Origin of the sequence: Cytobacillus purgationiresistens, from assembly GCF_030813235.1 — a bacterium.
Classification (GTDB): Bacteria; Bacillota; Bacilli; order Bacillales; family Cytobacillaceae; genus Cytobacillus; species Cytobacillus purgationiresistens.
Genome location: NZ_JAUSUB010000001.1, coordinates 74186 through 87261 on the forward strand (window position 1 = coordinate 74186; position 13076 = coordinate 87261).

A 13076-nucleotide genomic window follows, 5' to 3' on the forward strand; every position below is an offset into this window, starting at 1 on the left:
AATAACGGAAATGTTATGGATATATTCCGATAATACTAAAAAAGGAGAGTGAGCGTCTTGCAACCACAAAAAGTGGAGAAAAATGAATCAAAGTTAATGTCCAATTTTTTAAATGGTATTGAAAGGGTTGGGAACAAGTTACCTGATCCATTCTTTATCTTTGTCTACTTAGCAGTATTCGTCATGCTGTTAACGTGGATTGTCAGCATGTTTGATGTAACGGTTGTACATCCTGGAACTGGGGAAGAACTTCCGATTAAGAGTCTAATCTCAGGTGAAGGGCTGCAATTTATTTTAGGGGACATGCTCTCGAACTTTACAGGGTTTGCACCTTTAGGCTTAGTCTTAGCGATGATGCTTGGTGTTGGTCTGGCTGATAAAGTGGGCTTATTTGAAACCGCCATTAAAACGACGATTTTGAGTACACCTAAATCACTCGTTACATATGCAGTGTTCTTTGTTGGGATTTTAGGAAATATTGCTTCAGATGCAGCCTTTGTTTTAGTACCTCCATTAGCTGCAATGGTTTTTTACACAGTTGGAAGGCATCCTTTAGCGGGTCTAGCAGCTGGATTCGCAGGGGTAGGGGCAGGTTTTTCAGCTAATATTCTGATCGCAGGTACCGATGCACTGCTTGCGGGTATTACGACGGAAGCTGCAAAAGCAATCGATGCCAGTTACATTGTTACGCCTGTCGACAATTGGTATTTCATGTCTGTTTCAACCGTGTTCCTAACATTGATTGGGGGCTTCATTACCGAAAAGCTAATAGAACCTCGCTTAGGGACTTATGATGGCGATTTAAAAAAGGATTTTCAACCAGTCACAAGCCTTGAGAAAAAGGGTCTACGCAACAGTGTCATAGCGGGATCCATTTATATCGCACTCTTATTATTAATTATCTTTTGGCCAAATTCACCACTCCGCAATGAAGATGGCGGCATGATTCCTTCACCATTTTTAGGCGGAATTATCCCAATAGTGCTAATATTCTTCATTACCATGGCGACAGCTTATGGTGTAACCGTTAAAAAAATAGTGAAATCAGCAGATGTTCCTAAATATATGGGAGAGTCAATGAAGGATATGGCAGGCTATATCGTCCTGATTTTTGCAGCTTCACAGTTTATTGCTTATTTTAACTGGTCTAACCTAGGCACTTGGATTGCCGTTAATGGAGCAGAATTTCTCGCGTCTATTAATATGACAGGACTTCCTGTTGTCATTGGTTTTATCCTCTTTGTATCCGTATTAAACCTGCTGATATTTAGCGGTTCAGCACAATGGGCATTATTGGCGCCAATATTTATCCCCCTATTCATGCTATTGGATTACAATCCAGCATTTATCCAAGCGGCATACAGAATAGCTGACTCAACAACGAATATCATTACACCGCTTAATCCCTATATCCTAGTGATATTGGCCTTCATGAGAGAATATGACAAAAAAGCGGGGCTGGGCACACTCATCTCTATGATGATTCCATATTCAATTATTTTCCTTGTATTCTGGGTTATTCTTCTATTTGTATTTGGGCTATTGGGAATCCCAATTGGACCAGGAATTGAAATGTATTTGCAAAAATGAGTTCTGACATAGCTGGTAAATAGCGTAAAGAAAATGCTTGGGGAATCTCCCAAGCATTTTTTTACTAATATATTCATTTGCCTCAAGATAACTCTTATTGGCGGAGACAATGAATCTAAGACAGAGGAAAAACATCTGCTTGTTTTGAGTTAATTCCTGGGTTTGTTTATCAAGGAGAATTTAGAAATAAACGACCTATCATTCTTAGGATAAAGATAATCATTCTCCAAATCAATCCAATACTCCTAACTACTAAGTTCCAAATCATTTCAATGAGTACAAAATCCCTGATTTCGATCATTGTTTCTTTAATGAAATTTGATTTTTTCTTTTTTCTAACCTTCAATATGTCTCCCTCAATTGAACAACTTAATATGATAGATTGATTATATTATATCTCAAGGTCGATTAGAATAAGAGTTTGAATACAGAATAAAAATACCTATAGTAATATAGAGTAATAGAAAAACTAGGAAAGTGGTGTTTTCCTCAATTGGGTGTATCTTAGATAAATTAATAGACATATAATCGTAATATCGGAAGTTTAAATTTTCAGAAAACGCGGTAAAATAGATTGATAAGTTAGAGGTATGTATGAAGAATGTATTTGACGATTATTGGAATATTTCCTTATATATTTGTTTATCCATACAATTATGGTTTCAATTCTGATCTTGGGGAATGTGTGGAGACGGAACCTTTTTATTGCTAAAGAACGCTTCCGCTTAACTCACATTGACAACTTTTTTGGTTCGCAACATATTTTTATTTTTTCAGCTGAAGAAACCAATAAGGTCAATCATCGAGAAAATGAGTTCTTCATCTTGAACTATTTCCAGTCAATTATTAATATGGGAGGTGAAGATTTAATGGTTAAGATATCCGAAACTAAAGCGATAGTTGTAGATCTTGACGGGACACTATTGAATGATGCGAAGCAGGTATCGCAGAGGGCTATGAATGCACTGCTGCAATGTAATAATGGAATGAAAATAGTAATTGCAACTGCACGGTCACCTAGGTCTATCAAAAGAATGCTGCCTATTGAATTACTGCAATTTGGTTATACCATTTTCTATAACGGGGCTCTCACTATTAATGAAATAACTAAAGAAGTGATACATAAAGGAATGGATAATGAGATTATCTCTACTATCTATCCATATATTCAATCCTTTAATAATAAGATCTATACCTCATTTGAAATAGAAGATTCAGTTTATACGGATCGTCTATTAACCCCTTTACAGTTCCAAGTTTTCGGAGCGTCTAAAGGGGAATTAATACCTCCAGTTTTACTTGAAAGTGACTTTATCAATGATAGATTTTTAAAAATGCTGGTGCCTAATATTGATAATATTTATACAAACCTTATAGCTGAATTTGAAGGTATGGCGAATACTGTTCATACGGATCATGGGGATTTAATCCTAATGGTCAAGGGAGTATCAAAACTAAGCGCGTTGACGGAAATCCTTTCTATATTAAGAGTTGCACCAAAGGAAACGATGGTGTTTGGAGATGACTACAATGATTTATGCTTATTTCAGTACTGCGGTTATCCTGTTGCGATGGGAAATGCGATTGAAGAATTAAAAACAATTGCTAAAAGGGTGACGCTAACCAATAACGACAGTGGGGTAGGAGCAGTATTAGACGAAGTGCTAAAGGGAGCAATTTATGATGCAAAACACTAAATTTGAGCAGATACATCATTTCGGTGAAACGATCTTTGAGAATCATTTATATAAACATATCCATTATCCGGAAATGCTCGTCATGTATGACGCGAATTTTCTACAATTTAAGAGAATACCATCTTTAGATGAATTTAGGATTTCAGAAAAACATTTGATGGATTTCCACCTTAGCAATCATCAGGAACATGTAAAATTCTATTTTCCAGCACAGGAACACTTGCCGGCAGAACTGCTATTTTATCTAAAGCAGAATTTCTATGTAGTGGGGTTTCTTGAGTTATATACAATTGAACCTGAAAGATTTCCTACTATTATTAATGATCCTGATATTCAGGTTCAGTTCGTTGAGAAAGAAAATCTAGCGCTGTTTTTACAACTGCAAAAAAAGTGGGATCTCGAGCATGGAGAGGAGTTTGCCACTCGTAATCAAACAGTTCATTTGAAGAATTATCATAACACTGAAGTTGTTCAAGCACTTGCCTTCTATAAGGGGGAGCCAGCTGGGTCAGTGAATGTTTTTCTTTCACAAACAACAGCAGAAATCGATAGTTTAACTGTTCTGGAAACGTATCGAAATAAAAAAATCGGCAGCAGGCTCCAGCAAGCAGTGATGAAACATTACCATGATAAAACGTTCATCCTTGTTGCAGATGGTGAGGACACGCCGAGAGAAATGTATATAAAACAAGGATATCAATATGGGGGCTTTCGTTATGAGGCAATGAAGTTAGTTAAATAGGTAAGAGGAGGCGTTGATCTCAGTAAATGTATGGAAATAGGAATTATATGATAAAAATTAGGTATTGTATTAAACCTTGCTAGAGGAAAGTCGATCTTCTGCAAGTTAGGAAGGGGAATAGAATACTTGAGATCTTCCCCAAAGTTAACTGTAAAGGAAAAGATTTTTGGACCGGTTGTTTGCGTGATTAAATTTAAAGTTGACGGAGATGTTGCTGGTGGTGTCTGGTCAGGTGATCTTGCTCAGCTTGCGTGTAGTTCATTCCGTGTACTGGAGCAGTTACTGTTAATGGGATGGGCAAGTCATATGGTCGGAAGTGCTTTTGGAGGTTATAAAAAATCTGGTCTCCGCCGAGAATCCTACAATACTACTCTTGACCATTTTAGTGAAATACAAACAATCAGCTTCCGATATTAAAAAAGAAGTAGTAAAAAGACATAATGGAAGGGCTCCGTTATGTCTTTTTACTATTGAAAACTAAATATGTAATAAAGTAAGTACGGCGAAGAAATGCATGATTGAACCTGCAAGTACAAACACATGCCATACTGCATGATGATAATAAAAACCTCTCCATACATAAAAAACGGCTCCAACCGTATATAATAAGCCGCCAATTACTAAAAAGATCATGCCCTGTGTTGAGATATTGGCTACTAGATCTTTCCAAGCGAACACGATAAGCCAGCCCATAAGCACATACAGCAAGGTAGAATAAATAAGGTATTTTTTTGCGAAAAAGGATTTAAAAACAGTTCCTGCAATAGCTAATCCCCATACAATTCCAAACAGAGTCCAACCCAGAGGTCCTTTTACTGCAATAAATAAAAAAGGCGTATACGTACCGGCAATGAAAAAGTAGATCGATGAATGATCCAAAATCTCAAAAACATCCTTAGCTTTCCCTGCAGGTAAACTATGCAGCATAGTTGAGGAAGTATATAAGAGCACCATCGAAGTACCGAATAAGACAAAACTAACAACATGCCAAGCCGTTCCATATAATGATGAAAAAACGGATAAAATAACTAAAGCGGCGATACTCAATAGAAATCCTATCCCATGAATAATGGCATTTGCGACTTCTTCTCCCTTGGAAAATATATGTGTTTCCATTGTTATCAATCCTTCCAAGTGTATAAAGATTATATTTACATAATATGTACTTATATATTAAAACAATTTAGCAGTAAAAGATAATTTAAATGCCCAAAAAGATTGTCAAGCCAATTGTTTGACCATTATTGATAAAACGAATATGCTTAAAAGTGTAAACTAACGACCGAGCAGGATGAAAGGTAATTAGATACATAATATAATCGGATTCATCCTTATGTAAGCTTATGTTCTTATTTTTGCGATTTAAGAACAAAATAGCTCTTTTTTTGAGTATATAGTTAGTATACTAACTAATTTTAAGTTAATGAAAGGAATGAATCATGTGGAAAATGGGAATCTAAAATTATCAATCCTAGATTTAGGAACTATATACAATGGAGCCAGTGCGAGTGAGGGTTTGAATGATTCTAGTGAGCTTGTGCAATTGGCTGACCGTTTAGGCTATACTCGTTATTGGTTTGCTGAACATCATAATACGAAGCACCAGATGAGTACTTCTCCAGATTTATTAAGTGCCCATGCAGGAGCAGTAACGAAGAGGATTCGTATTGGTTCAGGCGGAATTATGCTGCCTAATCATAGTCCTTTGAAAGTTGCTGAGAATTTTTCACTTTTGGAAGCATTGTACCCTGGGAGAGTGGATTTGGGAATTGGCCGCGCGCCGGGAACGGATGGATTAACCGCTCTTGCTTTAAGACGTTCCAGAGAAGCGGTTACGAGATATGACTTTCCTGAACAGCTTGATGAACTGCTTTCTTTTTTCTCAGGGAACTTTTCAAGCGACCATCCCTTTCAAGCCATTTCACCTGCACCAGAACAGTTAATTCCTGATATTTTTATGCTAGGATCAAGTGATGGGGGAATGCAATTTGCTTCCGAGCGTGGTTTAGGGTTTGTTTTTGCAGCTCATATCAATCCACAATTAGCAATTCCGATGCTTAGGGCTTACCGTAAGAATTTCAAGCCTTCCGCCCACTTATCAGAGCCTAAAAGTATAATGGGCATCATTGTGATAACTGCTGAAACAGAAGAAGAAGCAAAGCATCTTGCAGGACCAGCTGAGCTACAATGGGTCAGATGGGCAACTGGTCAATTTCAATATGCTCCGCCAACTTTGGAAGAGGCGATCAATCATAAATTTACACCTCAAGAGGAAAGGGCGAGACAAGAAAATAGCGGAAAGTTTATCATTGGCAGTATCGCTAATGTAGAGAACAAACTGAGAGCTATCGCTGAGGAAGCGATGGTGGATGAAATCATGGTTTTAAATATGTTAACTGAAAAAACAACGCGCCATCGTTCATTTGAGTTATTGGCAGAAGCTTTACAATTGAATCATTAGAGCGAAGGATTAAATGTAATAGAAGGCTGATTTTTCAGTCTATTTCTTTTGGGGATGATATGATTAAAATCCATAAGTTTGTAAAAAATACCCATATAGATATCTAAGGTTTTTGCATTGACGAAAGATTTTTTAAGTGATAGATTATTCTCATGTGAGAACTCGGGATTAGGGGATTTCTCAGCTTTATTAGGAGGGAATTGTAAAAAGATGAAGAAAAAACTAACAGGTTTTACAATGTTATTATTAACATTGTTCCTTGTTTTAGCTGCCTGCTCAAATGACAAGGATACGACAGATGAAGGTAAAAATGAAAGTGCAGGGCAAGAAAAGGATGGGGGAACTTTAACGGTTGCAGTAAGTGACAATCCGCAGGTTATGAATCCTTTATATGCAAACGACCGCATTACATTAACCGTACAACAAGCACTCTACGCTCCTTTATACTTTATGGAAGAAGGCGGGGAGAAAAACTTTATTCTTGCTGAGAGTTTCGAACCCTCTGAAGACCAAAAGACATGGACTTTAAAATTAAAGGAAAACTTAAAATGGCATGATGGAGAACCCATTACTGCTGATGACCTTGTATATACTTTTGAATCTATATTAGACGAAAATCAAAACAGCTCGATCCGTGGAAGCTTAATTTTCAATGGTGAGCCTTTAAAAGTGGAGAAAGTCGATGATTTAACTGTAGATTTAATCTTACCGCAAGTAAGTGCTGCATTTGAAGGTGTTTTAGTAGACTTCTTCCCGATTCCAAAGCATGTGTTTGAAAATGAAACAGATCTTATGCAAAGTGAGTTGAATCAAAATCCAATTGGATCCGGCCCTTTTAAATTTAAGGAATATAAATCAGATGAGTATATCGTTTTAGAACGCTTTGATGAATATTTTGCCGGTAAACCCAAATTAGACCAGATTGTTTACCGTATCGTAAAAGATCCAAATACAGCTAATATTTCTTTGCAAAACGGCGAAGTTAACATGCGATTAGTTGAACCTCAAGATGCACAAAAGCTTGAAGGTACTGGTAAACTGAATTTGCATACTTTCCCTGAAGGAAGATTATTCTATCTTGCTTTCAATTTAGAGAGTAAAGCAGTTCAGAATAAAGAGCTTAGACAAGCAGTTGCACATGCAATTGATAAAGAAGAAATGATACAAGCTGCTTTCGTATCAGATGAATTTGCTGATCCTGCAGCTTCTATCTTTACACCGGATACAATGTATCACACAGAAGACATCACTACTTATAATTATAATCAAGACACAGCAAAGAAATTACTTGAAGAGGGCGGCATTGAAGAAGGTCATACTTTAAAAGTGATTTATGCTAATAACAATAAAATAATGGAAAGCCTTGCGCTGTATACACAGCAAAAACTCCAAGAAATTGGCTTGAAAGTTGATTTAACGCCAATGGACCCAAGTGCATATGGACAAAAAACATTGGATATGGCTGCAACCGATTATGATATTAGCTATGGTGGCTATATCATGGGCTCTGAACCCGATGTTTATAAAACATTATTCCAATCTGATGCTGCGTATAACTATGGGCGTTACAAAAACGCTGAGTTCGACCAATTATGGGAAGATGCAGCTGTTGAAGTAGATAAGGATGCGCGTGAAGCACTTTATAAAGACATTCAAGAAACAGTAGCTGAGGATGTTCCATACTTGCCGCTTGCCTATCCACAAGCTATTTTAGCAGTAGATAAAAGATTCGGTGGAATTGATGAAGCAAAACCAATTCCAGTAACGATGGTTGAGGATCTTTCAAAAATTTACGAAGTAGAATAAGTAAACGGCAAAAAAGCTGATATACCAATCAGCTTTTTTGCACGTTTTGATGATAATTACTACACTTTTTAAACAATAGGACGAATCATGAAACAGTATTTCATGGATTCTTAAAAAGGGGGTTCACTTGTGAAGAAGGTTATTTTGAAAAGGTTTTTAAATGCAATCCCTCTTCTTTTCATTATTTCTATTATTGCCTTTTTACTCATTAAGCTCGCACCAGGGGATCCAATTCAAAGCTTTGTCACACCAGATATGAATCCAGATGATGTGGAGCGCATGCGAAAAAGCCTTGGGTTGGATCAGCCAATTTATATGCAATATATTCTGTGGCTTCAAAATATACTCACTGGGAACTTTGGGTATTCCATCATTACTAAGCGACCAGTTTTAGATATGATTATTGAGCGAATTCCAGCTACTTTAGGGTTAATGGGCGCTTCTCTTCTATTATCATTAATTATTGCAATACCTCTTGGAATGATTACTGCTGTGAAGAAAAATACAATTTTTGACCGGATTGCTAATTTCTTTGCGTACATAGGCATTTCCATTCCTGGTTTTTGGTTTGGTCTTATGTTAATTTACGTATTTTCTCTTCAGCTTGGACTGCTCCCAAGTATGGGTATGAGAACAGTTGGGACCGACTCCATTTGGGATGTAATGAAGCATGGCATCTTGCCGGCAACCGTTCTTGCTTTCCAAAATATATCCGTTTATATGCGTTATATTCGTTCAAGTACAATTAGGCAGTTGGATGAAGACTATGTGCAAATTCAATATGCGTATGGAGCAAGTAAAAGACATGTTTTATTTAATCATGTATTACGAAATGTCTTGCTGCCTGTTATTACGATTATCGGCCTATCCATCCCAAACCTAGTCGGCGGTGCATTCATAACTGAAACGGTCTTTTCTTGGCCAGGTCTCGGATTACTTGGAGTAACTTCTATCTTCAGTTTTGATTATCCCGTTATTATGGCCATTACATTATTCTCGTCAGTCATGCTTATATTGGGCAATCTGATTGCAGACATTTTATATAGCGTCGTTGATCCGCGGATAAGGTTAAGGGGGTAAGGGAATGAACAAACGGAAATGGAATGGAGTTAAAAGAGAGCTATTTAAAAATAAATATGCACTGATGGCTTTCGTTCTCCTAATTGTCTTTTTAATAGCTGCTTTGTTTGCATTCTTATCACCTTTTGATCCAAACAAGATGTCGATCATCGATAAGCTGCAATCGCCAAATGGCAAGCATTTATTTGGCACAGATGAATATGGACGAGATTATTTTACTCGTGTTTTATATGGAGCAAGGGTTTCACTTGCAGTAGGCTTTTTATCAATGATTGTAGCTGTTGTCATTGGCACAACGGTTGGTACGGTTTCAGGTTATTTTGGAGGTTGGATTGATAATATCCTAATGCGCTTTGTTGAAGTATTAATGTCGATTCCATCATTCTTCTTAATGCTGCTTTTGAATGCATATATGAAGCCAGGAATTACAACACTCGTATTAATTATCGGCTTCTTTACGTGGATGGAAATCGCCAGAATTGTAAGGTCGGAAACTTTATCAATTAAAGAACGGGAATATGTCATGTATGCTAAGGCGTCTGGACAGTCGTCGTTCTTGACGATAACAAAACATATTATTCCTAATATCGCACCGACCATTATTATTGCTGGTACATTAAATATCGCAACAGCTATCTTAATGGAGTCATCCCTAAGCTTTCTTGGACTAGGTGTACAGCAGCCGAACTCTTCATGGGGAAGCATGCTAAATAGTGCTCAAGGATATATCGGGGAAGCGTGGCATTTGACCCTATTCCCTGGATTTTTAATATTATTTACAGTTCTTTGCTTCAATGTACTCGGTGATGTATTGCGCGTCGCATTCGAGCCTAAAGGAGCTAATGGTGAGAAGAAATAAATGCTAGATCTCGCTTATGAAAGGAGTTGAATCGTATGGCGGAAAAATTATTAGAAGTAGTTGATTTGAAAACTAGCTTCTACACAGGTGCAGGAGAAGTTCAGGCAGTTCGCGGCGTGAGCTTTCAATTAGAAAAAGGCGAAGTATTAGGGATTGTCGGCGAATCCGGCAGCGGTAAAAGTGTAATGGCTAAATCCATCATGTCACTTATCCAGTCTCCCGGGAAAATCAAACAAGGAGATATCACTTGGCGTGGAGAAAATCTTCTTGGAAAAAGTGAGAAACAGCTCCGAGCCATTCGTGGAAATGAAATATCTTTGATATCACAAGACCCGATGTCAGCATTAAATCCGGTTGTTAAAATTGGCAAGCAAATGACAGAGGTCATTATCCGCCATCAACGTGTAGGGAAAAAGGAAGCGGAAAAACGCGCCGTCGATCTGCTTGGAAAAGTGGGGATATCTTCTCCTGAAGAGAGACTAAAACAATATCCTCATGAACTTAGCGGAGGAATGAAGCAGCGCATCATGATTGGAATGTCAATCAGTTGTCAGCCTGAGTTGCTCATTGCAGACGAACCGACGACAGCTCTGGATGTAACAATTCAATCCCAGATATTAAACCTTATGTCAGCCTTAAAAGATAAGGAACAGATGGCATTAATTCTTATTACACACGATTTGGGAGTCGTGGCAGAAAACTGTGAACGAGTACTCGTCATGTATGGGGGACTGATTATGGAGGAGGGTCCGGTAAAGGAGCTTTTCCAAAACCCGAAACATCCTTATACAGAAGGATTATTAAGATCTCTGCCCAAAAGGTCGAATGGAGTAAAAGAAAGACTCGTTCCAATCCAAGGATCACCCCCAGATTTACTAAACCCGCCACAGGGCTGTCCTTTTGCAGACCGATGTCCATACGTGATGGATAAATGTGCTGAACTGCCACCCTATTTTAAAGTTGACAGCGAACGAAAAACAATGTGCTGGCTTCATGAAAGTGAGGAAGGTGACAATCATGAGTGAAAACTTGTTGGAAGTAAAGGATTTAAAAAAGTACTATCCGGTTAAAAGCAGTTCACTTTTCGGAAAAGAAAGAGTATTAAAAGCGGTTGATGGGGTTAATTTTTCTATTAAAAAAGGAGAGACTTTTGGTCTTGTTGGCGAATCCGGTTGCGGAAAATCAACAATAGGCAGAAGTATTATTCGTCTGCATGACATCACATCTGGAAATATCTTCTTTGATGGAGATGATATTGCCTCTTTAAATGAAAAAGGATTAAAAAAGTACAGACGCAGAATGCAGGCTGTATTCCAAGACCCTTATGCATCCCTTAATCCGACAATGAACGTATTTGAATTGATCAGTGAACCGATGAAAATCCATGGCAATCCCACTCCTGCTGAACAAAAAGACACAATACTGTCATTGCTTGACCAGGTTGGGTTAAAGAAAGATCACTTATACCGATATCCTCATGAATTTAGCGGAGGACAGCGGCAAAGAGTGAGCATCGCAAGAGCACTTTCTGTGAATCCTGATTTCATCCTATGTGATGAGCCAATATCTGCCTTAGATGTATCTGTACAAGCTCAAGTTGTAAACATGCTTGAAGATATTCAAGAGAAAACAGGTGTTACTTATCTATTCATTGCCCATGATCTGTCCATGGTTCGCCATATTTCCAACCGCATCGGTGTCATGTACCTTGGCGACATTGTTGAAATTGCTGAAAGTGATGAGCTATATACCGAGCCGCTTCATCCTTATACACAAGCATTATTATCTGCTATTCCAGAACCGGATACCACCATTGCTAAGCGAGAACGGATCGTCTTATCAGGAGAAGTGCCAAGTCCGTTAAATGCCCCATCAGGCTGTAAATTTAGAACGCGCTGTCCGCATGCAATGGATATTTGCAGAGAAGTCGTACCGCCAATGCTAGCAATAGGGAATGGCCGTCAGGTTGCTTGCCATTTATATGATGAGGAGGGCAAAATCATTGAATAGAGAGCAATTAGCATTGAATCACGCATTAATGATTGAAATGATTAGGTCAAAGGGTGTTTCAAATACTGAAATGATGGCATTATTGAAAAAAGGCGACACAGAGGGATTCCGAGTTTTTGGAGACGGTATCCCCGATTGGCAAACCTTTATTGAATACTATCATAACCATACTAATAAAGTTGAGAATGCCATTATGAAAGGATTCAAAATCACCTTTTTAACAAAAGGGGCGCTTAAATCTTTATTAAGAATTAAATATGGCTTACATGAGAGTGTTAACTTCCAAGATTGTGGCCATTATTTGGATGAACTCCAATTATCAATTCCGCAATACGAAGAGCTTCAACACACGATATCTAATAACTGGACGATAGTCGAAAAGTCTTTCAATGACCCAACCTATGATTTAAAAATCGAATTAACACGGCAATGATAATGATGAAAAAGACCTAAACAAATGTTTAGGTCTTTTTTTGGGTTTGACTGAATCGAGGGTGTTCTTATTCGTATTTAAATATAATTGCCAATTATGTCTGTTTTTAGCTAAAAACAAAAAAATGTTTGTACCATTTAAATAAGAGCTAAATGACGTTGGCTAAATTCTATAACGTCGGGAAAAACCGCTATAATCATCCCAAACTAAGGTCAAAACGGCAAGAGAAGGTAGAAAACCCGCCATAATAATCCCAAAGTAAGGTCAAAACGATGAGAGAAGGTAGAAAAATCACCATAATAATCCCAAGCTAAGGTCAAAACGATGAGAGAAGGTAGAAAACCCACCATAATAATCCCAAGCTAAGGTCAAAACGATGAGAGAAGGTAGAAAAACCG

General features: G+C 37.8%; 12 protein-coding genes. 11 read left to right on the forward strand and 1 reads right to left on the reverse strand.

What is annotated here, in order from left to right:
• The first annotated feature begins 96 nt into the window (after nucleotides 1-96).
• The 4 genes from J2S17_RS00375 to J2S17_RS00390 all read left to right on the forward strand — a co-directional run bounded on the left by J2S17_RS00375 (nucleotide 97) and on the right by J2S17_RS00390 (nucleotide 4446).
• Nucleotides 97-1590 carry an AbgT family transporter gene (locus J2S17_RS00375; protein WP_307471556.1) on the forward strand — a complete coding sequence of 498 codons (1494 nt, stop codon included), beginning with the start codon at nucleotides 97-99 and terminating at the stop codon, nucleotides 1588-1590.
• 869 nt (nucleotides 1591-2459) lie between these two features.
• The gene (locus J2S17_RS00380; protein WP_307470807.1) at nucleotides 2460-3287 is read left to right on the forward strand and encodes a Cof-type HAD-IIB family hydrolase; all 828 of its coding nucleotides are present in this window, start codon (nucleotides 2460-2462) and stop codon (nucleotides 3285-3287) included.
• Nucleotides 3274-4029 (forward strand): GNAT family N-acetyltransferase, encoded by a 756-nt coding sequence (locus J2S17_RS00385; RefSeq protein WP_307470809.1) that lies wholly within the window; start codon nucleotides 3274-3276, stop codon nucleotides 4027-4029. The genes J2S17_RS00380 and J2S17_RS00385 overlap by 14 nt, the downstream gene beginning before the upstream one ends.
• Before the next feature lie 126 nt (nucleotides 4030-4155).
• Complete coding sequence (locus tag J2S17_RS00390; protein ID WP_307470811.1) at nucleotides 4156-4446, forward strand: aldehyde dehydrogenase family protein; 291 nt, start codon at nucleotides 4156-4158, stop codon at nucleotides 4444-4446.
• Nucleotides 4447-4506: 60 nt separating this feature from the next.
• On the opposite strand, the gene trhA is transcribed toward J2S17_RS00390, so the two are convergent.
• The gene (trhA, locus tag J2S17_RS00395; protein WP_307470813.1) at nucleotides 4507-5145 is read right to left on the reverse strand and encodes a PAQR family membrane homeostasis protein TrhA; all 639 of its coding nucleotides are present in this window, start codon (nucleotides 5143-5145) and stop codon (nucleotides 4507-4509) included.
• 316 nt (nucleotides 5146-5461) lie between these two features.
• On the opposite strand from trhA, the gene J2S17_RS00400 reads away from it, so the two are divergent.
• From J2S17_RS00400 to J2S17_RS00430, 7 genes are all read left to right on the forward strand, one after another.
• On the forward strand, nucleotides 5462-6490 hold the full coding sequence (locus J2S17_RS00400) for an LLM class flavin-dependent oxidoreductase (RefSeq protein ID WP_307471558.1): 1029 nt from the start codon (nucleotides 5462-5464) through the stop codon (nucleotides 6488-6490).
• 210 nt (nucleotides 6491-6700) lie between these two features.
• Nucleotides 6701-8296 carry an ABC transporter substrate-binding protein gene (locus J2S17_RS00405; protein WP_307470815.1) on the forward strand — a complete coding sequence of 532 codons (1596 nt, stop codon included), beginning with the start codon at nucleotides 6701-6703 and terminating at the stop codon, nucleotides 8294-8296.
• A gap of 129 nt (nucleotides 8297-8425) precedes the next feature.
• Nucleotides 8426-9376 (forward strand): ABC transporter permease, encoded by a 951-nt coding sequence (locus J2S17_RS00410; protein WP_307470817.1) that lies wholly within the window; start codon nucleotides 8426-8428, stop codon nucleotides 9374-9376.
• Nucleotides 9377-9380: 4 nt separating this feature from the next.
• A complete protein-coding gene (locus tag J2S17_RS00415) occupies nucleotides 9381-10235 on the forward strand; it encodes an ABC transporter permease (protein ID WP_307470819.1) in 855 nt (284 codons plus the stop codon).
• 35 nt (nucleotides 10236-10270) lie between these two features.
• A complete protein-coding gene (locus J2S17_RS00420; protein WP_307470821.1) occupies nucleotides 10271-11260 on the forward strand; it encodes an ABC transporter ATP-binding protein in 990 nt (329 codons plus the stop codon).
• A complete protein-coding gene (locus tag J2S17_RS00425; RefSeq protein ID WP_370874915.1) occupies nucleotides 11253-12245 on the forward strand; it encodes an ABC transporter ATP-binding protein in 993 nt (330 codons plus the stop codon). The genes J2S17_RS00420 and J2S17_RS00425 overlap by 8 nt, the downstream gene beginning before the upstream one ends.
• Nucleotides 12238-12678, forward strand: a complete 441-nt coding sequence (locus J2S17_RS00430; protein WP_307470823.1) for a hypothetical protein — start codon at nucleotides 12238-12240, stop codon at nucleotides 12676-12678. The genes J2S17_RS00425 and J2S17_RS00430 overlap by 8 nt, the downstream gene beginning before the upstream one ends.
• The last annotated feature ends 398 nt before the right edge of the window (nucleotides 12679-13076 follow it).